Raw genomic sequence first — 25109 nt, 5'->3', positions numbered from 1 at the left:
CGCGATATTAACACAGGGTAAAGCGCCGTCCGCCTCAATCTGAAAGGTCGCGCACCCAGAACAACTCGTGACGCCGGACTGCCTTGCGGAAAAACTCGTTACTGCCCGTTTCAGGCCAGCGACGGCCGGCCAGAGCCTGCTGGATCCAGCGGCGCAATTGCCGTTTGAACGCCTGTCGGCCCTGCAGATCGTGTTCCATGGCCAGCGCCATGGCTTTGTCCAGTTGCACGTCAGCCGACAGCAGCGGACTCCACAGGCGATCAGCCGGTAGCGGCTCGATGGCGGGAGGCAGCGGAACACCCGCACCGGCAGGCCCCATCGGCCAGCGATCATTGTCGTGCAGGTGATTGGCGTACAGCAGCAGGGTCGCCGGTTTCCAGCTACTGCGTTCGATAGCCTCAAGCAGCGCTTGGGTCGACGCTACATGATCACTGTGGGGATCGAGTTCAGGATGCGGTGTAACGACCACTTCCGGGCGATAGTGCTCAAGCAGGGCCGTCAGATCACCCAGCAGGTTTTGCCAGGTCGGCTGCCCGTCAACGTCGGCGGGCAGGATCAATGGGTTATGCCGGCGCACACTGCGAATATCGTTTTCCTGCGATTCCCGGGAGCCGAACGCCTGGGTCGGCGCTTCGGCCATCGACGGCAGTTGCAGGCAGTAATAGCCCAATTGCACACAACGCTCGGCAGGCACGCCCCCCCACAGCGGAATCACCAGGCTGTCCCAACTGCGCAAGCGGCCCTTCAATCGTGCTGCTGCGGATTGATCAAGGCCCAGGCGCTGAAAGTCTTCAGCCTCGATCTCACCCTGGGTCAGGGTGACGATGCTGACGCCTTCGCATCGACTGTACAGACCGAAGGCGGCGAGTTCTGCATCATCGGCATGGGGCGCGATGACCATGACCCGCTGGCGGCTGTAGTCCGGATTGGCCATTACCCACAACACGCCCGTCGCAGCAGGTACGCAATATCGGCCACGCAGCGTCAGAGTCCCTTGCGCCAGCGCATCGACCTGCCCCGACAGATTGAGGAAACGCCGCCCTCTGACGCCCCGCTCCAGATCCTGACGATCATCGCCCACCTCAACATAGGGATCGAGCCAGCGCCCCAGCCAGGTGGACTTCACTTCGAGTTCGAGTACCAATGTCTCGCCCTGCGCCAGCGGTTCGCTCAGGCCTACCACGCCGCCCTCAAGACTCACGGCCTGCCGTGCGGTTAGCGGCGGAAAGTCGTATTGATAGTCGTCGGTAGGCCGGTAGAACAAATGGTCGGCAAACCAGGCCTCGTGAGCGACCCAGGCCAGCACCAGCAACAACGGCACCAGCCACCACGCGATCAGCACGCCGATCAGCAACAGCGCCAGCACAAAGGCGATCAGGAACAGACGCTTGTTGCGCCGATGAGCTTTGAGAAGCTGTTGCTTGCGAGCGCTCATGAATTCAGACCTTGTAGACCGGCACCGAGTGGCACCAGCGATCCTTGTACTCTCGGTCGGCACGACCGAATGAGTAACGCAGAGGTTTGCCCAGCGCTTGCGCGTGCGCCCAGGCCTCTTGGGTATTGACGAAACTCAGCACACTGCCGGGGCTGAACTCGCGACTCTGCGGGTCGACACCACCGTTGATGTATTCCAGCGAAACCCATTGCGGGGCCTCGACGCGATAGAGCACCTGAATGGCGACGGGCGCCGATTCGAGCATCACCACCGAACCGGTCATGAACTCGCGCAGCAAGGTAAAAACCTCAACCAACCCGGCCTTGCCCGGCACCTCGAAGCCCCAGCGACGCTGGAATAAATCGCCGTAAGCGGCAGCCTGTTCCTGCGGCGTAAAGTCGGACATCGGCACCAGCGATCCGCCCGCCTCTTCCAGCAGGCGCTGTTCGCGACGCTGGTTGTAGCGGAACTTCTTCGAATATTCTTCCGGCAACCGGGCCAGCGCCAGGCCCTCAGGCTGTGGCTTCAGCGTGCTGATCTGCCCGGCATTGAGCTGGGACACATAAGCCACGCGCTGGCGCACCGGCACGATGACGTCTGGCGCGATCGGCAGAATGATTTCCGCATTGCCCATGTCCAGCAAGCCACGCTTGCCCTCGCGCTTGAGCACTTCCTTGGACAAGGCAACATGCCGCCCCCAGCAAGGGATGGCGGCCAGCACATCACCGCCAACGACCCAGCCCAGGTAGCGCAACTCGATGCCAAGGAACGTCGACAAGCGCTCGACGACTTCGGGGTGTGTAGCAAAACTGCCGCCGAAACGTTGCCAGGCGCGGGCGTAGCTGTCCCGGTCGATTTCGGTCCAGCCACGCTCGCGAAAGCTGCGAAACATCGTCAGCATACGTCGGTCGCGTGTGCCGGCTGAGGCTCGTCACCCTCTTCAAACTCTTTGGCGTGCAGACGGGCGTAATAGCCGTTCTGCTCGAGCAATTGTGCGTGAGAACCGCGCTCGACGATGCGACCTTCGTCCATGACCAGAATCAGGTCGGCTTTCTCGATGGTGCTCAAACGGTGGGCGATCACCAGGGTCGTGCGGTTTTTCACCACATGATCCAGGGCAGCCTGGATATGCCGCTCCGACTCGGTATCGAGCGCGGAAGTGGCCTCGTCGAGAATCAGCAGCGGTGCATCCTTGAGCAACGCCCGGGCAATGGCGATGCGCTGACGCTGGCCGCCGGACAGCAGCACGCCGTTTTCGCCGACCATGGTTTCGTAGCCTTGCGGCATCTTGATGATGAACTCATCGGCATAGGCTTCGGTGGCCGCGCGCTTGACCTCATCGAACGGCGCACCGGCCAGATCACCGTAGGCGATGTTGTTGGTCACCGTATCGTTGAACAGCGTGACCTGTTGGGTCACCAGAGCAATCTGCCGACGCAGGCTGCGCAAGGTGAAGTCCTGCACCTGCACGCCATCGAGCAGGATCTGGCCCTGCGCATGATCATGCTGATAGAAGCGCGGAATCAGGCTGGCCAGGGTCGATTTGCCACTGCCCGAGCGGCCGACCAAGGCAACCATTTGCCCCGGTTCGACGACGAAACTGATGTCATTGAGCACCGCTTTGTCGGTGTCAGGATAGTGGAAGCTCAGATTGCGCACTTCCAGACGGCCTTCGAGACGATCTTGCTCGACCGTGCCCTGATCCACTTCCGCCGGCTCATCCAGTTGCTCGAAAATACTTTCGGCACCGGCGACACCTTTCTGAATCGTCGAGCTGACCTCCGACAACTGACGGATCGGCTTGGGCAACAAGCCAGCCATGGTGATGTAGGCCACCAGATCACCCGGCGATGCATCGCCGCGAAGGTACAGGACGAGGAACATGACCACCGCCATGGCGCTGTAAGTCACCAGCTGCAGCATCGGCGTGTAAACGGCGCCGGTCTTGGTCATCGTCAACTGCTTGTCGGTGTTGCTCTGGCTGGCATCGCGAAAGCGATCCTTTTCGTACTGCTCGCCGCCAAAACTGCGCACGACGCGATAGCCGTGAATGGTCTCGGACGCGACGTGCGTGACGTTGCCCATCGAGACCTGGATCTTCTTGCTTTGCTTGCGGAATTTTTTGCTGGTGCTGTTCACCATCAAACCGATCAACGGCAGGATGGCGACCATCACCAGCGTGAGCTTCCAGTTCATCCACAACAGTGTGCAGAACAGGAAAATCACGGTCATGCCTTCACGGATGACGACTTTGATTGCATCCGTTGCCGCGCCGGTGACCATGGTCACGTTGAAGGTGATCCGGGAAATCAGGTGGCCGGAATTGTTCTTGTCGAAGAAGCGATTGGGCAACTCCAGCAATTTATTGAACAACACCACCCGCAGGTCATGCACCAGGCCCAGAGAAACCCGCGCCAGGAAGAAGTTGCCCAGGTAAGAACCCACGCCCTGCCACAACGCGATGAAGACGATCATCAGTGGCACGGTTTCGAGCAACTGCAGCTTGCCCAGATAAGGGTTGCCCGGGAACAGACTGGCTTCAGGATTGGCCAGACCGTCGACAAAGTACTTGAGGATGTAAGCGAGCATCGGCTGAGTCGATGCGAAAATCAGAAACCCGACGATGCTGAGAAGGAAAAGGCCGGCATAAGGCCGCACGTAAGCCAAAAGGCGGAAATAGATCGCCAGCGTGGACTGGGCTTTCGGTTCAGGACTGCTCATGGTGATCCGCGCAATTCAGTGAGGCGCCGATGATATCACACGCGTTTTTGCCCCGATAAACATGACTTCAAGCCAGCCTTCGACCAACTCGGTTAAGATACCCCGCTAATGATGGGGAGCCGGATATGCAATCGATTGATCACAGCACTTACGAGGCACTGCGCGCGGGTGCACACGTATTGGAAGCCGACGGTTCCGGCGACAAGGTGCTCAGATTGGCCGATGGACGCATGCTCAAGCTGTTCCGCCGCAAGCGGCTGCTCAGTTCGGCACTGTTCTACCCCTATGCACAACGCTTTGCCGACAATACCCGGGCCCTCGAACAACGCGGCATCCTCTGCCCCAAAGTCATCGCGGTCTACCGCATCCCGAGCATCGAACGTGACTGCGTGTATTACAGCCCGCTGGAAGGCAATACAGTGCGTCAGCTACAAGGCACTGACGAAGAGGCTGACACACTGAGATTCCAGCTGGGCGGGTACTTCGCCCTGCTGCACGAAAAAGGTGTGTACTTTCGATCACTGCACTTTGGCAACGTCGTGCAGACCCCCGACAAGCGTTTGGGCCTGATCGATATTGCCGACCTGCGCTGCCAGAAGCACGCGCTCAGTGACAGTAAACGCCTGCGTAACTTCGCGCATTTGCTGCGCTACAAGGAAGACCGCCAATGGCTGCTCGGCCAGGACGCCGGCGACACGTTTATCGAGGGCTATCGGCAGGCACTGCCGAGCAACCGGCAAGCGCCGCTGATCTCGCGCCTGCGCCCGCTGCTCGGTTAAGCCTTAGCGGCCGATGACCACTACAGTGGCACCTTTGCGATTGGCGAAATGCTCGATGATGCGCAGCTTGTGCGCCACCAGCCACTCATTCAGCCAAGGCTCGTCACCCTTGGCCTCGATGAGGAAATATTGATAGTCGCCAGCGTGCGCTGCCGACATCGCTTCCTCTGCGGTCAATACCGGTATCACATAGCCACGACCGGCGTAATAGCTGATCCGCCCATCCTCGAAATAGGTCTTCGCCCCTGGCTCGACATGGGCCGACAACCAGCGCCCGGCCTGGACGTAATGGGTTTTGCCGGCCCCGGTGGAGATGACGTTCGACAGCATCACCAGCAAACACAGAACCACCAGCCACTTGCCCCAACGCGGGAACTCGCGAACGAACGCCGCCAGCCCCATCGCCAGCACGGGCACAAACAACAGATTGAGAAAGCTCAGGTAGCGCGTATTCATGAACTGTTGCTTGATGAAAAACAGCACCAGCACGACCAGATACAGCAGCGCCGCCCAGGCGAAGGGTCGATAGTCGCGCCAGTAGACGCCTAGCACCCCCCAGTTACGCCGCAGAATGAAGGGAACGGCGAAAGGCCCCATCAACTTCACAAAACTGATGGTCATGGTCGCCAGGATGCCGAAGAAAATGATCCGCCCGGCTTCATCCTGGGAGTACTTGTTGATGAGCGAATTGGCAAACTGATCGCACAGCATCTGAAAGGACGCAAACACACTGTGCGGGGCAATCATGTCCAGATACAGCATCACTCGCGCCGACATGAGTACACCGGTTGCCGAAATGGCCAGCAGCCCCAAAACCGGCAGCAGCGAAAACTGGGCAAACTGCATCCGCCGGCCAGATGACCACAGGTTGGGCAACTGCCACAGAGCCAACGCCGGCACCAGCAACAAGGCCTCCAGCCGAAACAAGGCTGCTGCGACGATTGCCAGGTGGATGAATGCCGCGCGCAACCAGCCGCCACGGGCTTGCCAGTGCAGCGCGAGCCAAAGCGTCAGCGTGCAGAAGAACCAGAAACCGCACTCACGGATGATGTCGTTTCGAAAGGCATTCACCGCCGGCATGGCCAATACCACCAGGCACGCCCAACCGGTGACCTGCGCAGACCGCTGACGCACGCAGTCCACCATCAACGCGCTGGTGCCGGCAAAAAAGAGTGCACACCAAAGATAGGCACTCAGCTCCAGCGGCAAATGCAGGATGGAATGCGTAGCGGCCAGCAGAAAGGAAAACCAGGGCCAGTCGAAAGTAGCCCAAGCCACATTCGGCCCGTACTCGGTGACCTGTTGCGCAATATCGATGTACAGCGCGGCATCACGCCCCACTGTCGCAGTGCCCAGGACGGCTATCAGCGATAACAGCGCGCTGCCCACAAACGCCAGCCAGACCGGGTATTTATCGATGATTCTGGAGACTCGAGTTGCCACGCTACCGCCCGTATCTTTCACCCAGCCACCTCACCGACATCCGTTACAAGGTACGCGCACATCATCGCGACCCGCTTACCGAAACAGCAACCGCAAAGCCTTGCGGGTGTATGACCAGCGTGAAAACGTCCGCCAGTCTGCACGCAAAGCCTGGAAATAGAACGACCTGGCCAGCTTGTACTCGCCATGGGAATAACAGTCGCGAAACAGCGACAAACAGCGTTGTGCCAGAAACGCCTGGCGCAGATCACACATTTCTTCGGGCATTCTTCGGCTGGAAAACACTTCGCTGACGACCTGCTCCGTACCGGCAGCAAGACTCTGGCGCAAATCATGGCGCATGCTGTCGGCGTGCTTGTGGATCAGTGCGAGAGGCTTGTCCAGAACGGTGCAGGGGTAGCGCGCCAGCACTTGGGCAAACACTGGCAGGTCCTCGACGTTGCGCAAATGTTCCGGGTAATTGCCCAGAGCGAACACTTCGCGGTGCATCGCACAGGCACCGTTGGAAATCGACACCGTCTTGTTCAGCAGGTAACCCTGCAGGCGCTGGCGGGGCGTCCCAGGCAAAGGCCTGGCCGCCTGCAAACTGCGGCGCCCGTCAGCGAACACTGACCAGTGCGCACCGATCACCATAAGAGTCTGCGGATGACTGGCAATGTGCTGCGCAAGCGCAGCCAATGCACCGGGAGCCATTTCATCGTCAGAGTCGAGAAACACCAGATATCGCCCGGTTGTCTCTTCCAGCCCCCGATTGCGCACCGATGACAATCCGCCGTTGCTTTTACGCAGCGCACGAAAACGACCGCCATGCTTAAGCAGGAGCCGTTCCACTACCTCAGGCGTATCGTCCGTCGACCCGTCGTCGATGACCAGCAGATCCGCCGTCGTTTCATCCAATTGCGCCAACACCGACTCCACTGCACGAGGCAGCGTTCGCGCATAGTTGTAAACCGGAATGACGACGCTGATCAGTGTTTCAGTCAAGTTCGTATCCTTTCACACCCTCTTTTACGACCAGAATATCTTCCATGATCAGGTATTCCAGATCCGAACCGAAAAACATGTTCAGCGCGTCGGTCGGCGAGCAAATCATCGGTTCGCCACGACGGTTGAGCGAGGTGTTCAGCGATACGCCGTTACCGGTCAGGTTTTCCAGCGCCTTCATCATGTCGTAGTAGCGCGGGTTGTATTCACGCTTGAGGACCTGGGCACGAGAAGTGCCATCTTCGTGAACGACTTCCGGCACACGGGTCTTCCACTCGTCCGCCACTTCGAAAGTGAATGTCATGAACGGCGCCGGATGATCGATCTTGATCATCTGTGGTGCAACGGTGTCGAGCATCGACGGGCAGAAAGGCCTCCAGCGCTCGCGGAACTTGATCTGATGGTTGATGCGGTCGGCCACGCCGGCCACGCTCGGGCAACCAATGATCGATCGACCGCCCAATGCACGCGGACCGAACTCCATACGTCCCTGGAACCAGGCCACCGGATTACCATCGACCATGATTTTGGCGATCTGTTCCGGCATGTTATCGAGCTTGCGCCACGCCGGCTTGTTCTCGTGACGGGCGCAGGCGGCGATCACGTCCTCGTTGCTGTACGACGGGCCGAGGTAGACGTGTTCCATCTTTTCTACCGGCACGCCACGGGCGTGGGACACATAGGCTGCTGCGCCGACCGCCGTACCGGCATCGCCGGACGCCGGTTGCACGAACAGTTCCTTGATGTCGTCGCGGGCAATGATTTTCTGGTTCAGTTTGACGTTCAGCGCACAGCCACCGGCGAAGGCCAGTTTGCCGGTTTCCTTGAGCACGTCACCCAAATAGTGATCAATCATCTGCAGCGCCAGTTTCTCGAACAGCGCTTGCATGCTCGCGGCGTAGTGAATGTACGGTTCGTCAGCAATATCGCCTTCGCGCTTCGGCCCCAGCCACTCGATCAGCTTAGGCGAGAAGTAGAAGCCTTTACCCTTCTCTTTATAGCGGCGCAGGCCGATAACGTTGGCGTAGTCGGTGTTGATCACCAGCTCACCGTTTTCGAACGAGGCCAGACGCGAGAAATCGTACTTGCTGGCATCGCCGTACGGCGCCATGCCCATGACCTTGAACTCACCGTCGAGCATCTCGAAGCCGAGGAACTCGGTGATCGCGCCATACAGGCCGCCGAGGGAGTCCGGATCGAAGAATTCCTTGATCTTGTGGATCTTGCCGTTTTCACCGTAGCCAAAGAAGGTCGTGGCGTACTCGCCCTTGCCGTCGATACCGAGGATCGCGGTTTTTTCTTTAAAACCGGAGCAGTGGTAGGCGCTGGAGGCGTGAGCCAAATGGTGCTCGACTGGTTCGATCTTGATCTTCTTCGGATCAAAACCCAATTGCTCCAGGCACCAGACAATCTTGTTGCGGTAGCGCTTGTAGCGGCGGTTGCCCATCAGGATCGCATCCAGGGCGCGATCCGGTGCATACCAGTAACGCTTGGCGTAGTGCCAGCGCGCCTTGCCGAACAGGCTGATCGGAGCGAACGGGATCGCAACTACGTCAACGTCGGACGGCTTGATGCCGGCCTGCTCAAGACAGAACTTCGCCGATTCGTAGGGCATGCGGTTCTTTGCATGCTTATCGCGTACGAAGCGCTCTTCTTCAGCCGCCGCCACCAGCTTGCCGTCGATGTACAAGGCTGCTGAAGGGTCATGGCTAAGGGCGCCGGACAGGCCAAGAATCGTCAATGCCACAGGGGTCTAGCCTCTTTAGTCTGCGTGCAGGCGCGATGCGCCTTGAAAATTGATGTGCCCTCGCACAGGGCGAGTGACAGCTAAAGGGCGGGATTATAGCGTAAACGAGTAGGGAATTACCCTGTGCGATTGCCCTCTGGGTGAATGGTCTGGAGAAACCTTACCCTGCTACTCAATAACTGCCCTTGCGCCAGTAAATACCAAGATTGCCGTCGGTGAGCTGACGATAAACCGTATAGGGCAACGCTACTGTATCGAATACTCCCGACAATGGCAGATCCAGCAACACGAATGGCACCAGAAAACCGCTGGGATCCGGCGGCGCGTTCAACACGCAGAAATCGAAGGCCAGACCGCTGTAAATCCGCGGAATGGACTGGCAATAGGTTTTTTGTTTGCGCATGTCCCGCGCCACGTCGGCATCGTCCTGCAAGACAGTCATGGCGCTGCCACAGCCAGCCAGAATCCATGAAAATACACCCAGCGTTGCAGCCTGTTTAATGGTCAAAATTCGCCCTCCAAGGTCGTTGGGCAAATTAGCATCGGGACTGAACAGGGCACAGTTCATGGCTTCTGGAGAAGCTGTAGGACAAGTCGCTGAATCTTGTCCTCTACTGCTGGTTTGTCTCAGGCCACGCTGGAAATGTCTTTCGGCAAACGCAGATCAATAATCTGATACAGCGCGCTGCTTTCGGGCCAGTTGCGCATGAATCGCGCACGGTCACGGGCATAGGCCGGCGCGAAACTGCCGACAGATCCATGCTGGCACATCGAGTCCAGATCGATCAGCGCCCAGCGATCCTGCTGCCAGAACAGATTATGTCCCTTGAAGTCGCCATGACTGATCCGCTCGTCAATCAATCTGGCGAACAACTGATCCAGCGCCTGCAACTCCGCTTCCGGCGCTTCACCACTTTCAACGTACGGCGCAAAGCGCTCGATGATATCCGGCCCCGGCAGGAACTCGGTCACCAGATACGCACGGCTGCGCAGCCACAAAAAGCGCTGTTCCAGCACCGCCAGCGGTTTGGGTGTGGCGATGCCGAGAAACGCCAGGCGATTGCCTTCGCGCCACGAATGCCAGGCCCGACTTGGCCGCCAGAAACGCTTGAGCCAATGCGCAAAGCCCTTGATGTTGTAGCGCTTGATCACCAGCGTGCGCGCACCGGCCTGAACCTTGCCAACGCTCGCCGCACCACCGGTCTTGTACAGGTGCCCCTGATCAAGCAACGCATCGGCCTGCGCCAGCACCGGCAGCATGGCTGACTCTTCTTCGCGGCGGATTGCGCGCAGAGCGAACGCTCCACGCTGCACACTGAACAGCGTGCACTCGCGACCGACCTTGATCAGGAAGTCTTTCAAACGCCAGCGCCGCACTTTGTCGATCTGTTTCTGCAAGGCCTCCAGCGGCAACGCATGCTCGCTGTTGCTCAACAGGTAATACACCAGCAGTTCTTCAGTGAACGGTTCCAGCGCCTTGGGTAACTGGGCGAAAAACACCCCGAGATTTTCCAGGACTTTTTGTCGCGACAACGGCTGGCCGGCGGTTTCTGCGCAAATCCCGGCACCGTCAATCAGGTACAACTGGCCGCCGTGGCGCAGCAGATTGTCCAGGTGCAGGTCTTCCTGCCAAAGCCCTTTGCCGTGCAATTGGCCGATAGCGCCCAGCGCCTCGGCCAGCACCGCCGATTGTTCATCGGCCAACACCGGCAGCGACTCGACTTTCGCCCAGGCATCGCCAAGGCTTTCGGCACCCTCAAGGAAATCGAACAGCAACCAGCCACCTTCGCCATTTTGCAAACCATCGGCCAGTAGCATCGGCGTGGTCAGGCTTTGCGCAGCCAGCAAGCGCACGCCTTCCAGCTCGCGCTGAAAATGCCGGGCAGCTTTGCCGCCGACCAGCAATTTGGCCAGCACCGGACGCCCGCGCCAGACACCAGCACCAACGTAACGCTGTCCCGGCAACACCCGCAGCAGACTCAGCAATTGCAGATCAGCACTGCCGGCGGCATCGGCCAGCGTCACCGTCAGAGGCAGTTGCGGGGCTCGCCCGACAGCGGCCAGCTCGGACAATTGCATCAGCGCGTCTCCTTGTGACTGCGGCGCGCAGTCAGCCGGGCGAGCCAGCTGTCGAGCAGCGTGCTATCGGTCGACTGATCGAGATAAGCCGCCAGCAACTCACGCAGTTGTGCCTCGTTCCATTCCGGCGCGCGGCGTTGCAGCGGCTCCAGATCCTTGATCCGGTCGCGCATGCCAAACAACAACGGTCGGGTCTTTTCCAGGTCGATCAATTGCGCCTGATACCCGTCACCGGTTGCCCGCAGAAAAATATGCTTGGGATAGAAGCAGCCGTGCACCTGACGCACACCGTGCAGATGCCGAGCCAGCAATCCACAAGCCTTGAGGATGGCTGAATGCTGTGCAGCACTGAGCTGCGCCCAACGCTGCAACAGCGATTCCAGATCACTCCAGCCATCGAGTGCCCGAGTCAGCAGAATGGCACGGACTTCGCCGTTGACCTTACGCTCACCGAAAAACGCCGCTTGCAGCGCCGGGATACCGAGCTTGCGATAGCGACTGATATTGCGAAACTCGCGGGCAAAGCTTGGCTCGCCGAAAGGCGCGTGCAAGGTCCGCGTCAGGTAGTTGCTCTGGCGCTTGAGGTAATAACCCTGCCCTTCAAGATCCAAACGGAAGACGCTGCTCCAACCGCCACGGGCGGTATTGGGTTCGTCCACGGCCTCAAGCTGCTTCGCCCAAAGCGCGTCAAAAGTGCCGAGACCATGGCGCTCAAGCAGTGCGCGGTCTTCAGCGGCGAGAAAATCAGTCATTCGCGTCCCTCGAAAAATCTCACCACGTGCCGAATCCGTTTCTTGTCGGCGCTATCAAGCCGATCGCACTGGCGGTACTGCTTATAGAAGCGCAGGCGTTGGGTATTGGACAGGTGGTATTTGGCGAGTTTATCGAGACAGGCCAGATCCTTGGTGATCCGATACTTGAGCCAGAAGCCGCGCCAGAACTCGCCGTTAGGGCAATCGATCAGAAATATCCGCGCCTGATCATCGATCAACAGGTTGCGCCATTTCAGATCGTTATGGGTAAATCGGTGATCATGCATCGTCCGGGTATAGCCGGCCAATTGCCGACTGACGCCGTCAACCCAGGCGCGATCCTTGAGTTTCGGATCCTTGCGCTCGGCGAGCGCCGAAAGGTCTTCGGTGTCGGGCAGTTCACGGGTGATCATCGCGCCACGATCATACGCCGCGCCACGTCGTTCCAGGCCCCAGGCCACCACTTCAGCGGTGGGAATGCCCCACTTGGCGAAGCGCTTGAGGTTCTGCCATTCCATCTTCACCCGCGGCTTGCCGAGGTAACGGCGCAAGCCTTTACCAGCGCCGACATAGCGTTTGACGTAATAATTGACACCGTTGCGCTGCACGCGAATCACTTCCGACAGCGGATCACGGGTCAGACGTTCGCCCTGCAACGCAAATACCGCTTCGAGACTGCCGAAGTCTTCGGCGAGCTCGCTGTATTGCGGCTCGAGAGTCCAACCCGCCATCAGAGCGCATCCCCGTAACGCTGTTTACGCGCGTAGAGTTTGTTGGCCTTGCCTTCCAGCCAGCTCAGCAACGGCGCTTCTTCAGCCAGGATCTGGCGCAGCGGTTGCTGGAAATAGCCTTTGAGGAAACGCAGTTTGTCGCGGCGGGTCAGGCCGATGTCCAGCGCGGAAAAGTACAACGCGGCCAGATCTTTATTGCGCCAGCGCTGCGTGATTTTCGTGCGGGTCTGGGCACGGTGCAGGTCGATCACTGAGAGTTTGAAGTCGTCTGGCGTCACCGGTTTATCAGTGTGCAGCAGGAAGTGGCAGATATAGCAGTCACGATGGTTGACGCCAGCGCGGTGCATCATGCCGGTCATGCGTGCGACTTCGGCGATCAGCGCGCGCTTGAGTTTCGGCTCGGGTGGCTGCTTGACCCAATCGATGCTGAAGTCTTCGAGGCTGATGGTCGGCGCCAGTTCTTCGGTGACGATAAACGAGTGCTGATCTGCCGGGTTACTGCCCTTCTCACCGTAAGCCACGGCAGTCATGGTCGGCACGCCGACTTCCTGCAGACGCTGAATGGCTTGCCACTCCTGGCCCGCGCCGAGAACCGGCAGCTTGGCGGTCAGCAGATTCTTGAAGATCTCGCCCCAGCCGATACCTCGGTGGATTTTCACGAAAAATCCGTTGCCGTCGACTTCCGTGCGCAGCGTCCGGCGCGCTTCCAGCTCGCGGTATACCTCGCCCTGCAAGCCTTCGACTTCAGCGAACGGGTCGCGGCCGGCCCACAGGCTTTTGAACGGTTCAGCCAGCATCAACTTCATTTAAGCGTGCTCCGCCAGAATCACATCGGCCGCGTGCTGCGGCATGCTGTAGAGGTCGGCCGTCTCGGCGAAGGCCAGACCATTGCGGCTCCAGGCCGCCCGTGCAGCGTCGTCATGCAACATTTCAGTCAAGTATTGCGTCAGTTGCGCCTGATCGAACGGTTCGTCCAGCACTCGCCCGGCATCCGCCTCGGCAATGTAATGGGCGTAACCGCAGACCGCGCTGACCAGCACCGGCAAACCGGCGACCAGCGCTTCAAGCAGTACGGTGCCGGTGTTTTCGTTGTACGCCGGGTGGATCAACAGATCGGCACCGAGCAGGAAACGCGGAATATCGCTGCGGCCCTTGAGGAACGTTACGTTATCGCCCAGCCCCAAGGTTGCGCTCTGCATTTGGAATAATTTGGGGTCATCCTGGCCGATTACAAACAGCCGGGTGCGTTTCTTCAGTTCGGCAGGCAATGCAGCCAGCGCTTTCAGGCTGCGATCGACGCCTTTGGTCTTGAAGCCGGAGCCGATCTGCACCAGCAGCAGTTCGTCGTCCTTGAGATTGAATTCAGCGCGGAACCCGGCGCGAATTTCAGCGGCATCCGCCGGGCGGCGACGATCCTGGGCAATGCCCGGTGGCAGCAGGTGGAAACGCTCCAGCGGCGTGTCGTAATGCTTGATGAACAACGGCTGCTGCACTTCGGAAATCATCAGCACTTCGGTCTTCGCGTCCTTGGCGAACACCGCGCGCTCGTACTCGGCGAAGTGGCGATAACGGCCCCAGCGACGGTACAAAGAGTTGCGCAGGTTCTGCGCCTTGTCTTCGAAGCAGCCGTCGGCGGCGTAATAAACGTCCAGCCCCGGCATCTTGTTGAAACCGATCAGGCGATCAACCGGGCGCTTGGCCAGATCCGCTTCCATCCATGCGCTGAGCTTTTCGTTGCGACGGTGATTGAAGAACGCTTTGACCGGCGCCACCAGCACTTCGAAACCGGGCGGCACGTCGCCTTCCCAGATCAGCGTGTAGACGCGAATCTGGTGACCGCGCTTCTGGCATTCAAGGGCGATGCGCATGAAGTCGCGCTGCAAGCCACCGAACGGGAAATATTTGTACAGGACGAATGCCAATTGCATCAGCGCAGCTCCTCAGCCATTAACAACGTGCTCAGTCGGCTGGCGACACGCTCGGGGTTCAGACGCGTGAAGCACAGCGGCTGTTCACGCTTCAGGTCAAACTGACGGGCATCCTGCGCGGTCGGTTGATAGGTACATTTCTTTTGCAGGCATGGCGCGCACGGGAAGTCGCTGGCCAGGTGAATCTGCAGCTTGCCGTAAGCGCCGGTCAGGCCTGGGTTGGTCGGGCCGAACAGCGAGATGGTCGGCACGTCCAGCGCGGCGGCCAAGTGGCCGAGACCGGTGTCCACCGCGACGCAGGCTTGCGCACCGGCGAGGACTTTGCCGACGCCGGCCAGATTGAGCTTCGGCAGCACTTCGGCGTGTTTGAAACCGGCGGCGATGCGTTCGGCGCGGGCCTTTTCCTGCGGGTTGCCCCACGGCAGTTTGACACCGACGCCGAGGTAGCCGACGCGCTCGGTCAGTTCACGCCAGTAACTTTCCGGCCAGTGTTTGGTGTCCCAGGTGGTGCCATGCAGGAACACCACAAAGGCATTTTTGCGCGGCAGTTCGACCAAACGCTCGACGTTGAGGCCGTAATCACCCAAGCCTTTCGGCAAGTCGTAGCCGAGAGCGATGGCGAACAGTTGGCGCACGCGCTCGACGGCGTGCTGACCGCGGGCCACAGCCAGTTTGCGATCATAGAAACGCGAAGCCATCGGCTCGCGCGCCGAACCTTTATCGAGACCGGCCACCGGCGCTTTGACGTAACGGGTCAGCCAGGCGCTTTTCAGCAGGCCTTGAGCGTCGATCACCAAGTCGTATTTATTGGCGCGCACACTTTGTTTGAAGCGTTTCCACTCGCCGCTGGTGATGGTTTTCCAGAGGTTTTTGCGCCAGCGACGGATCGCCACCGGAATCACTTTGCCAACGGCCGGGTGCCAGGTCGGGATCTCGGCAAAGCCTTCTTCCACCACCCAGTCGAACTTGATCCCAGGGATGGCCCGGGCGGCGTCGGTCAGCGCCGGCAACGCATGAATCACGTCACCCAGCGATGAAGTCTTGATCAGCAGTACCCGCAACTTAATGAACCTCGACCACAGAGCCCTGCAACTTCTGCAAGGCATCGTTGACCGCATCCGGCATCAGCTGGCGCAGGCAGTTGTAATGACCGAAACGGCAGGTGCGGTCGAAGCAGGGGCTGCAATCGAGGCCCAGACGAACCACTTCGACATGCTCGGCCAGCGGCGGGGTAAAACCCGGCGAAGTCGAACCGTAGACCGCCACCAGTGGACGGTTCAGCGCAGCGGCAACGTGCATCAGGCCGGAGTCGTTGGAGACCACCGCGTCGGCGCAGGACATCAGGTCGATGGCCTCGGCCAGCGAAGTGCCGCCGCTGAGGTTGACAGATTCTTCACGCAGGCCAGGAATCAGTCGAGCGCGGATATCTTCACCGACCGCATGATCGTTCTTCGAACCGAACAGCCACACCTGCCAGCCTTCACGAATGCGCGCTTCGGCGACTTTGGCGTAGTGCTCGGACGGCCAGCGCTTGGACTCGCCAAACTCGGCGCCAGGGCACAGGGCCAACACCGGGCGGTCGAGGGTCAGGCCGAACTTGGCCAACGCTGCTTCGCGAGTGACCGGGTCGATTTGCAGGCTTGGGCGCGGATAAGGCTTCGGCAGCTCGGCGTTCGGCTCATAGGCCAAAGCCATGAACCGCTCGATCATCAACGGATAGCGTTGTTTGTCGAGGGTGCGCACATCGTTGAGCAGGCCGTAGCGGAATTCGCCGCGCCAGCCGGTGCGTTTCGGAATGCCGGCGAAAAACGGCACCAGCGCCGACTTCAGCGAGTTGGGCAGCAGGATCGCCTGATCGTACTGACCACGCAGGGATTTGCCGATGCGCCGACGCGTCGCCAATTCCAGCGCACCGTGGCCGAGCGGGAAGCTCAAGGCCTTGCGCACTTCGGGCATGCGTTCCAAGATCGGCCGGCTCCACTCAGGGGCCAGGACGTCGATTTCGCATTGCGGATGGCGCTGTTTGAGACACTGAAACAGTGTCTGTGCCATCACCATGTCACCGACCCAACTGGGCCCAACGATCAGAATATTCATGTGGTTTCCAAAAACGAACCGGGGAGGCATTTACGCCTCCCCGCCTCGAGAATCACTGAGGGAGCGGCACTGCTTGCGATGGGTCATTACCTTCAACATGACTGTCGACTGTCACTCCGCTATCGCGAGCAGGCTCGCTCCCACATGGTTTTTTCGTCCTGCTTCAGATCTACAGACACTGTAGATCCACTGTGGGAGCGAGCTTGCTCGCGAAGGGGCCAGCACATCCGACATCGGTGTCGTCTGACACTCCGTCTTCGCGAGCAAGCTCGCTCCCACAGGGTATTGGGTGCTGCACAAACCGGTTTCAGCTTAGCCCCATCTCTTTCCATATCCGCAAAACCTGCCGCCGTTCTTCGGCAAACTGATCGCCCGATATCACCCCGGCGTCCTTCTGCAACGCCTGCCGGTGAGCGGCGGAGCGGTAGGCTTTATAGGCCTCGCGCAACAGGCTGGCATCTTCGGCAGGCATCAGCCCTTCGTGTTCCAGCTCTTCCAGAATGCGGATGTTATCGGTCCAGCGCAGCAATGGCGGGTGGCTTTGCGACCACGCCAGAGCCGCGTATTGCACCATAAATTCAATATCGACGATACCTCCGGCGTCCTGCTTGAGGTCGAAGGGCGCTGTGGCGTCGAAGGCATTTGCCGCCGTACCGGCCGCGGTGCTCTTGGTGCCGAGGTTATCGCGCATCTTCGCGCGCATCTCACTGACTTCCTGTTGCAACTTGGCCAGATCGCGCGCCTTGCCCAAGACCTGCGCGCGGACGCTCTCGAACGCCCGGCCGACATCCTGACTGCCGACCAGCACCCGCGCCCGCACCAACGCCTGATGTTCCCAGGTCCAGGCTTCATTTTCCTGATAGCGCGCAAACGCCCCCAGCGAACTGACCAACAGCCCCGAAGCACCGGATGGCCGCAGACGCATGTCCACTTCATAGAGCTGACCGGAGTTGGTCTGCGCCGTCAGCAGGTGAATGATCCGCTGCCCCAGGCGCGTGAAGAACTGCGCGCCATCAATCGACTTCGGCCCGTCGGTTTCCGCCTGCGGATCGCCGTCGTGGATAAACACCAGGTCCAGATCCGAACCATGCCCCAGTTCCAGGCCGCCGACTTTGCCATAACCGACAATGATGAAGCCGGGATCGCACAAGGTGCCGTCGGTGCGCAGCGGCGTGCCGTACTTGGCCACGGTCTGGCGCCAGGCCAGGGCCAGCACTTGCTCGAGAATCGCCTCGGCCAGCCAGGTCAGGTAATCGCTGACTTTCATCAGCGGCAGGCTGCCGGCGATTTCCGACGCCGCCACGCGCAAGCGGTGCGCCAATTTGAAATGGCGCAAGGCTTCCATTTGTTGTTCGAGGTCGTCTTCGGGAATCCGCGTCAGGCGCTCGCGCAATTCAGCCGCCAGTTCCGGCGCCAAGGGCGGCTTGAACAAACGACCTTCGTTCAGCAATTCATCAAGCAGCAGCGGGAAACGCGTAATTTGCTCAGCGATCCACGGGCTCGCGGCGCACAACGTCAGCAAGCGCCGCAGTGCACCGGGGTTTTCCGTCAGCAAGACCAGATACGCCGAACGCCGGGCCACCGCCTCCACCAGCGGCAATACCCGCTCAAGCACCAGATCCGGGTTGGCGTGCTCCACAGCCTGTGCGAGCAGACGCGGAATAAAGGCATCCAGACGCTCACGCCCCAACCGCTGCATCGCGCGCAATTGCGGGCTGCTGCGCAATCCGGCCAGCGCTTTCAGAGCTTTGCTGGCATCAGCAAAGCCGCCCTCCTCCAACTGCCGGCACGCCGCCTCTTCGTCTTGCGCCTCTTCCCACAGCGGCAGCCATTCACCGCCGACCACCACTTCACTTTCGGCGTTTTCATCCTCGTCGGGATCGGCAATCACCTGGGCGAAGTGCCAGGCCACGCGGCCGCGCCAGAACATCAACTTCTCGTGGAAGGCGTCCCAATCGGCAAAACCGAGCATAAACGCAATGCGCGCTTGATCCTGCGCGCCATCCGGCAGCATCTGGGTCTGGCGGTCGGCGATCGCCTGAATGGCGTGTTCGGTGTAACGCAGAAATTCGTAGCCCTCGCGCAATTCGCTGATCACCGCTGGCGGCAGATAACCCTGCCCTTCCAGCGTGCTCAGCACCTTTAATAGAGGACGCTGTTGCAGGCTCAGATCGCGGCCACCATGGATCAACTGAAAAGCCTGCGCGATGAACTCGACCTCGCGGATGCCGCCTGAGCCGAGCTTGATGTTGTCGGCCATGCCCTTGCGCCGTACTTCCTGCTGGATCAACTGCTTCATGGTGCGCAGCGCTTCGATCGCCGAGAAGTCCAGATAACGGCGGTAAACGAACGGCCGCAGCATGTCGAGCAACTGCGCACCCGCCACCTGATCGCCGGCCACCACCCGCGCCTTGATCATCGCGTAGCGTTCCCAGTCCCGGCCCTGATCCTGGTAATACTGCTCCAGCGCATTGAAGCTCAGCACCAGCGCGCCGGATGAACCGTAAGGGCGCAGGCGCATGTCGACGCGGAAAACGAAGCCGTCGACGGTCATCGGATCCAGCGCCTTGATCAAGCGCTGGCCGAGACGAATGAAGAATTCCTGATTATCCAGCGAACGCTTCACGCCAACGGTCTCGCCGCCCTCGGGGTAAGCGAAGATCAGATCGATGTCCGAAGACAGGTTCAACTCAACGGCGCCGAGCTTGCCCATGCCAAGGATGACCATTTGCTGCGGCTCACCGCTGCGGCGGCCGGTCGGCGTGCCGAACTGCTCGCAATGGCGGCTGTACAACCATTGATAGGCCTGGTCGATGGTGGCGTCGGCCATGTCCGAGAGATCCCGGCAGCTCTGTACCAGATCGGCCTGGCGGGTGAGATCGCGCCAGATGATCCGCACTTGATGACGGGCGCGCTGGCGGCGCAGGGCGCGACCGAGTTCATCTTCATTCTGGGCAGCGTTCACCGCAGCGGCAATCTGCGCACACAATTCACCCGGCGCGAAGGCCCGGTCGAGTTCGCCGGACTGCACCAGTGTGAGCAACATCAAAGGGTCACGAACGCTCTGTTCAATGACGAATTCGCTGGCGGCGGTGACGCGGGCGAATTGCGCCCAGCGCTCTGGCGTCCAGTTCGCCAGGCCGTGATCGTCTTCCAGCGCGGCGACGGCCGTACGGAACGACTGCTCCGATCGAGTGACCAACGGCAGGAGAATGGCGGGCAGTTCGGCAAGCACGGGCAGGGTCATGGTCTATCCTTGATCGGCGTGTAAATGGCCGCTTGTAGTGATTGGTGAAAAGCCGCTACCCGGAAGACTGTCGAACAAAAGTTAGAAATAGCTGAAATTTCTTTATCGTTGGCAGCGAACATCAAAGTTTCACCTTTTTCGGATGGTAAAAGACCAACCTTAACGATTATTCTCACAACGCAGCCGGAGGCCACAAGCCATTCTTCTGTAGTTTTACTACTCGTCTATACATTCGAAAGGCTGAAATGCCGGAAGATTTGTAGTAAAACTACACGCCGCCGGAACAACCTATCGGCAATCCAAGAATTTTAAATCGTCTGCCCACAAGGCCAGTCGCAAACTCAGGCAACCGATTCTGGAAGCCTTTCCGCCCTGGAGCAAGCCATGCAAGACCTCGATCCCGTCGAAACCCAGGAATGGCTGGACGCCCTGGAATCGGTTCTCGACAAAGAAGGCGAAGACCGTGCTCACTATCTGATGACCCGTATGGGCGAACTCGCGACCCGCAGCGGCTCGCAGCTCCCTTACGCCATCACCACGCCTTACCGCAACACCATCCCGGTAACCCACGAAGCACGCATGCCTGGCGACCTGTTCATGGAACGCCGCATTCGCTCGCTGGTACGCTGGAACGCGATGGCCATGGTAATGCGTACGAACCTGAAAGATTCTGACCTGGGTGGTCACATCTCCAGCTTCGCTTCCAGTGCGACCCTGTATGACATCGGCTTCAACTACTTCTTCCAGGCCCCGACCGACGAACACGGCGGCGACCTGATCTACTTCCAGGGCCACACTTCGCCAGGCGTTTACGCCCGTGCGTTCATGGAAGGCCGCATCACCGAAGACCAGATGAACAACTTCCGCCAGGAAGTCGACGGTCAGGGCCTGTCGTCCTACCCGCACCCTTGGCTGATGCCTGACTTCTGGCAGTTCCCGACCGTATCGATGGGTCTGGGTCCAATTCAAGCGATCTACCAGGCACGCTTCATGAAGTACCTGGAACACCGCGGTTTCATCCAGCCGGGCAAACAGAAAGTCTGGTGCTTCCTGGGCGACGGCGAGTGCGACGAGCCGGAATCCCTGGGCGCGATCTCCCTGGCCGGCCGCGAGAAGCTGGACAACCTGATCTTCGTCATCAACTGCAACCTGCAGCGCCTCGACGGCCCGGTTCGCGGCAACGGCAAGATCATCCAGGAACTCGAAGGCGTGTTCCGCGGTGCTCAGTGGAACGTGACCAAAGTCATCTGGGGCCGTTTCTGGGACCCACTGCTGGCCAAAGACGTCGACGGCATCCTGCAACGTCGCATGGACGAAGTCATCGACGGCGAGTACCAGAACTACAAAGCCAAAGACGGCGCGTTCGTCCGTGAACACTTCTTCAACACGCCAGAACTCAAGGCGATGGTTGCTGATCTGTCCGACGACGAGATCTGGAAACTCAACCGTGGCGGCCACGACCCGTACAAGGTCTATGCGGCTTACCACGAAGCGGTCAACCACAAAGAACAACCAACCGTTATCCTCGCCAAGACCATCAAGGGTTATGGCACCGGTGCCGGCGAAGCGAAGAACACTGCGCACAACACCAAGAAAGTCGATGTCGACAGCCTGAAGTTGTTCCGCGATCGTTTCGACATCCCGGTCAAGGACGAAGAGCTGGAGAACCTGCCGTTCTTCAAGCCAGAGCCAAACAGCGCCGAAGCCCGCTACCTCAGTGAGCGTCGCACTGCACTGGGCGGTTTCGTGCCTCAGCGCCGCGCACAAAGCTTCAGCGTACCGACGCCGGACTTGGACACCCTCAAGGCCATCCTCGATGGTTCCGGCGACCGTGAAATTTCCACCACCATGGCTTTCGTGCGGATCCTCGCGCAACTGGTCAAGGACAAGGAAATCGGCCCGCGCATCGTTCCGATCATCCCGGACGAAGCCCGTACCTTCGGTATGGAAGGCATGTTCCGTCAGCTCGGCATCTACTCGTCCGTCGGCCAGCTCTACGAGCCAGTCGATAAAGACCAGGTGATGTTCTACAAGGAAGACCAGAAAGGTCAGATCCTTGAAGAAGGCATCAACGAAGCAGGCGCCATGAGCTCCTTCATCGCTGCCGGTACTTCGTACTCCAGCCACAACCAGCCGATGCTGCCGTTCTACATCTTCTACTCGATGTTCGGCTTCCAGCGTATTGGCGACCTGGCCTGGGCTGCCGGCGACAGCCGTACCCGTGGCTTCCTGATCGGCGGCACCGCCGGCCGGACCACCCTGAACGGTGAAGGCCTGCAACACGAAGACGGTCACAGCCACCTGTTGGCTGCAACCATCCCGAACTGCCGCACCTACGATCCAACCTACGGCTACGAGCTGGCGGTGATCATTCAGGACGGCATGAAGAAGATGACCGAAGAGCAACAGGACATCTTCTACTACATCACCGTGATGAACGAGTCGTACCAGCAGCCAGCCATGCCGGCCGGTGCCGAAGAAGGCATCAAGAAAGGCATGTACCTGCTCGAAGAAGACACCCGCGATGCGGCGCACCACGTTCAGCTGATGGGCTCCGGCACCATCCTGCGTGAAGTCCGTGAAGCGGCGAAGATCCTGCGTGAAGAGTTCAACGTTGGCGCCGACGTCTGGAGCGTTACCAGCTTCAACGAACTGCGTCGCGACGGCCTCGCTGTCGAGCGCAGCAACCGTCTCAAGCCTGGCCAGAAGCCTAAGCTGAGCTACGTCGAAGAGTGTCTGAACGGCCGTAAAGGTCCGGTCATCGCCTCTACCGACTACATGAAACTGTTCGCCGAGCAGATCCGTCAGTGGGTACCGTCCAAGGAATTCAAAGTCCTGGGCACCGATGGTTTCGGCCGCAGCGACAGCCGCAAGAAACTGCGTCATTTCTTCGAAGTTGACCGTCATTTCGTGGTGTTGGCAGCCCTGGAAGCACTGGCTGACCGTGGTGATATCGAACCTAAAGTCGTGGCTGAGGCCATCGTCAAGTTCGGCATCGACCCGGAAAAACGCAACCCACTGGACTGCTGAGGAGACATTTTGTGAGCGAACTCATTCGCGTACCTGACATCGGCAGCGGTGAAGGTGAAGTAATTGAACTGTTTGTGAAGGTCGGCGACCGTATCGAAGCCGACCAGAGCATCCTGACCCTGGAATCGGACAAGGCCAGCATGGAAGTGCCGGCCCCGAAAGCCGGCGTCATCAAGAGCCTGAAAGTGAAGCTGGGCGACCGTCTGAAAGAAGGCGACGAACTGCTTGAGCTGGAAGTCGAGGGCGCCGCTGAAGCGGCCCCTGCTCCTGCCGCTGCGCCGGCCGCAAAAGCGGAGGCCAAACCGGCTGCCGCGCCTGCTGCCGCTGCGCCAACTGCTGCCCCTGCTGCCGCTTCGGTTCAGCAAGTGCACGTGCCGGACATCGGCTCTTCGGGCAAGGCACAGATCATCGAGATTCAGGTCAAGGTCGGCGACACCGTCGAAGCTGATCAATCTTTGATCACTCTGGAATCCGACAAGGCGAGCATGGAAATCCCGTCGCCTGCCGCTGGCGTGGTTAAAGCCATCAGCGTCAAGCTCAACGACGAAGTCGGCACTGGCGACCTGATTCTGGATCTGGAAGTGGCAGGTGCTGCGGCCCCTGCGGCTGCCGCTCCGGCCCAGGCTGCTGCACCGGCCGCTGCCGCTGCGCCTGCTCCGGCAGCCGCGCCAGCAGCACCGGTGGCTGACAGCGTTCAGGACATCCACGTTCCGGACATCGGCTCGGCTGGCAAAGCCAAGATCATCGAAGTGTTGGTCAAGGCTGGCGACAGCGTTGAAGCCGACCAGTCGCTGATCACCCTGGAATCCGACAAAGCGAGCATGGAAATCCCATCGCCTGCCGCTGGCGTGGTGGAAAGCGTTTCCATCAAGCTGGATGACGAAGTCGGTACTGGCGACCTGATTCTGAAGCTGAAAGTCAAAGGCGCGGCCCCTGCTGCTGCCCCGGCTCCAGCTGCCGCCGCTGCTGCTCCGAGCGCTCCGGCACCTGCCGCTGCTGCTCCGGCTGCTGCACCTGCTGCTGCCGCTCCAGCCGCCGCACCGGCCAAGCCGGGCGCGAAAGTTCACGCCGGCCCAGCCGTGCGTCAACTGGCCCGTGAGTTCGGCGTCGAACTGAACGCTGTCGGCGCCAGCGGCCCGCACGGTCGTATCTTGAAAGAAGACGTGCAGGTTTACGTCAAAGCGATGATGCAGAAGGCCAAGGAAGCACCGGCCGCTGCAGCGGGCGCAACCGGTGGCGYGGGCATCCCGCCGATTCCGGTCGTCGACTTCAGCCGTTTCGGCGAAATCGAAGAAGTGCCGATGACTCGCCTGATGCAGATCGGCGCGTCGAGCCTGCACCGCAGCTGGCTGAACATCCCGCACGTGACTCAGTTCGATTCGGCTGATATCACCGAGCTGGAAGCCTTCCGCGTGGCGCAGAAAGCCGTTGCAGAGAAGGCCGGCGTCAAGCTGACCATCCTGCCGCTGCTGCTCAAGTCGTGCGCGCACATGCTCAAGGAGCTGCCGGACTTCAACAGTTCGCTGGCGCCAAGCGGCAAAGCGATCATTCGCAAGAAATACGTGAACATCGGCTTCGCCGTCGACACCCCGGATGGCCTGCTGGTACCGGTGATCAAGAACGTCGACCAGAAGAGCCTGTTGCAACTGGCAGCCGAAGCCGCTGCGCTGGCCGCCAAAGCCCGCGACAAGAAGCTGACTGCTGACGACATGCAGGGCGCCTGCTTCACCATTTCCAGTCTTGGCCACATTGGCGGCACCGGCTTCACGCCGATCGTCAACGCGCCGGAAGTGGCGATCCTCGGTGTTTCCAAGGCAACCATCCAGCCAGTCTGGGACGGCAAAGCCTTCCAGCCGAAACTGATGCTGCCGCTGTCGCTGTCCTACGATCACCGTGTGATCAACGGTGCCGCTGCCGCACGCTTCACCCAGCGTCTGGGCAGCCTGCTGGCGGACATCCGCACGATCCTGCTGTAACTCGATCGGCCCTCCGGCAACGGAGGGCCGATTGCTGCACCCTTTCGAGCGCCACACGCTCGTACCTCAACCCCGTCAGTTTGGCGGGGCTTTTTTTTGCCTGAAGAATCACCTCCCTCGTCTTTTTCCCACACGTCGCGCTGACATCGGCCACAACTCC

The 25109-nt window shown here is 60.0% G+C and carries 18 protein-coding genes; 3 read left to right on the top strand and 15 right to left on the bottom strand.

Annotation, left to right across the window (positions count from 1 at the left end):
* Positions 1-34 precede the first annotated feature (34 nt).
* Genes AC1DVF_RS02450 through msbA form a run of 3 tightly spaced genes read right to left on the bottom strand, consistent with a single transcriptional unit; the run spans position 35 to position 4156 of the window.
* Positions 35-1435 carry a PIG-L deacetylase family protein gene (locus tag AC1DVF_RS02450; protein WP_477781943.1) on the bottom strand — a complete coding sequence of 467 codons (1401 nt, stop codon included), beginning with the start codon at positions 1433-1435 and terminating at the stop codon, positions 35-37.
* 4 nt (positions 1436-1439) lie between these two features.
* Complete coding sequence (locus tag AC1DVF_RS02445) at positions 1440-2336, bottom strand: GNAT family N-acetyltransferase (protein ID WP_460089625.1); 897 nt, start codon at positions 2334-2336, stop codon at positions 1440-1442.
* The gene (gene msbA, locus AC1DVF_RS02440) at positions 2330-4156 is read right to left on the bottom strand and encodes a lipid A export permease/ATP-binding protein MsbA (RefSeq protein ID WP_093430136.1); all 1827 of its coding nucleotides are present in this window, start codon (positions 4154-4156) and stop codon (positions 2330-2332) included. The genes AC1DVF_RS02445 and msbA overlap by 7 nt, the downstream gene beginning before the upstream one ends.
* Before the next feature lie 125 nt (positions 4157-4281).
* On the opposite strand from msbA, the gene AC1DVF_RS02435 reads away from it, so the two are divergent.
* Complete coding sequence (locus AC1DVF_RS02435; RefSeq protein WP_093430135.1) at positions 4282-4935, top strand: toluene tolerance protein; 654 nt, start codon at positions 4282-4284, stop codon at positions 4933-4935.
* A 3-nt stretch (positions 4936-4938) separates the two neighbouring features.
* On the opposite strand, the gene AC1DVF_RS02430 is transcribed toward AC1DVF_RS02435, so the two are convergent.
* From AC1DVF_RS02430 to glnE, 12 genes are all read right to left on the bottom strand, one after another.
* The gene (locus tag AC1DVF_RS02430) at positions 4939-6378 is read right to left on the bottom strand and encodes a hypothetical protein (protein WP_460089623.1); all 1440 of its coding nucleotides are present in this window, start codon (positions 6376-6378) and stop codon (positions 4939-4941) included.
* A 75-nt stretch (positions 6379-6453) separates the two neighbouring features.
* Positions 6454-7362, bottom strand: a complete 909-nt coding sequence (locus AC1DVF_RS02425; RefSeq protein WP_093430133.1) for a glycosyltransferase family 2 protein — start codon at positions 7360-7362, stop codon at positions 6454-6456.
* Positions 7355-9109: a carbamoyltransferase family protein gene (locus tag AC1DVF_RS02420; protein ID WP_093430132.1), complete on the bottom strand. Its 1755-nt coding sequence runs from the start codon at positions 9107-9109 to the stop codon at positions 7355-7357. Before AC1DVF_RS02420 ends, AC1DVF_RS02425 begins: the two co-directional genes overlap by 8 nt.
* 172 nt (positions 9110-9281) lie before the next feature.
* On the bottom strand, positions 9282-9617 hold the full coding sequence (locus AC1DVF_RS02415; protein WP_093430131.1) for a YceK/YidQ family lipoprotein: 336 nt from the start codon (positions 9615-9617) through the stop codon (positions 9282-9284).
* Positions 9618-9736: 119 nt separating this feature from the next.
* Entirely contained in the window at positions 9737-11188 is a 1452-nt protein-coding gene (locus AC1DVF_RS02410) for a lipopolysaccharide kinase InaA family protein (protein WP_477781942.1), read from the bottom strand.
* Positions 11188-11940 carry a lipopolysaccharide kinase InaA family protein gene (locus AC1DVF_RS02405; protein ID WP_186621221.1) on the bottom strand — a complete coding sequence of 251 codons (753 nt, stop codon included), beginning with the start codon at positions 11938-11940 and terminating at the stop codon, positions 11188-11190. Before AC1DVF_RS02405 ends, AC1DVF_RS02410 begins: the two co-directional genes overlap by 1 nt.
* On the bottom strand, positions 11937-12671 hold the full coding sequence (locus tag AC1DVF_RS02400) for a lipopolysaccharide kinase InaA family protein (RefSeq protein ID WP_093430128.1): 735 nt from the start codon (positions 12669-12671) through the stop codon (positions 11937-11939). The genes AC1DVF_RS02405 and AC1DVF_RS02400 overlap by 4 nt, the downstream gene beginning before the upstream one ends.
* The gene (gene rfaP / locus AC1DVF_RS02395; protein ID WP_093430127.1) at positions 12671-13477 is read right to left on the bottom strand and encodes a lipopolysaccharide core heptose(I) kinase RfaP; all 807 of its coding nucleotides are present in this window, start codon (positions 13475-13477) and stop codon (positions 12671-12673) included. The genes AC1DVF_RS02400 and rfaP overlap by 1 nt, the downstream gene beginning before the upstream one ends.
* The gene (locus tag AC1DVF_RS02390; protein ID WP_093430126.1) at positions 13478-14599 is read right to left on the bottom strand and encodes a glycosyltransferase family 4 protein; all 1122 of its coding nucleotides are present in this window, start codon (positions 14597-14599) and stop codon (positions 13478-13480) included.
* The gene (gene waaC, locus AC1DVF_RS02385; protein ID WP_077570514.1) at positions 14599-15660 is read right to left on the bottom strand and encodes a lipopolysaccharide heptosyltransferase I; all 1062 of its coding nucleotides are present in this window, start codon (positions 15658-15660) and stop codon (positions 14599-14601) included. Before waaC ends, AC1DVF_RS02390 begins: the two co-directional genes overlap by 1 nt.
* 1 nt (position 15661) lies before the next feature.
* Positions 15662-16696 carry a lipopolysaccharide heptosyltransferase II gene (gene waaF / locus AC1DVF_RS02380; protein ID WP_093430125.1) on the bottom strand — a complete coding sequence of 345 codons (1035 nt, stop codon included), beginning with the start codon at positions 16694-16696 and terminating at the stop codon, positions 15662-15664.
* A gap of 307 nt (positions 16697-17003) precedes the next feature.
* Positions 17004-19943 (bottom strand): bifunctional [glutamate--ammonia ligase]-adenylyl-L-tyrosine phosphorylase/[glutamate--ammonia-ligase] adenylyltransferase, encoded by a 2940-nt coding sequence (gene glnE, locus AC1DVF_RS02375; protein WP_093430124.1) that lies wholly within the window; start codon positions 19941-19943, stop codon positions 17004-17006.
* A gap of 384 nt (positions 19944-20327) precedes the next feature.
* On the opposite strand from glnE, the gene aceE reads away from it, so the two are divergent.
* Both aceE and aceF read left to right on the top strand, forming a co-directional pair.
* Positions 20328-22973 (top strand): pyruvate dehydrogenase (acetyl-transferring), homodimeric type, encoded by a 2646-nt coding sequence (gene aceE, locus AC1DVF_RS02370; RefSeq protein ID WP_007915682.1) that lies wholly within the window; start codon positions 20328-20330, stop codon positions 22971-22973.
* Positions 22974-22984: 11 nt separating this feature from the next.
* Positions 22985-24949 (top strand): dihydrolipoyllysine-residue acetyltransferase, encoded by a 1965-nt coding sequence (gene aceF / locus AC1DVF_RS02365; RefSeq protein WP_477781941.1) that lies wholly within the window; start codon positions 22985-22987, stop codon positions 24947-24949.
* The last annotated feature ends 160 nt before the right edge of the window (positions 24950-25109 follow it).

The sequence above is a fragment of the Pseudomonas sp. P4_D7 genome, from assembly GCF_056401755.1.
This window is presented reverse-complemented; position numbering and strand designations above follow the sequence as displayed.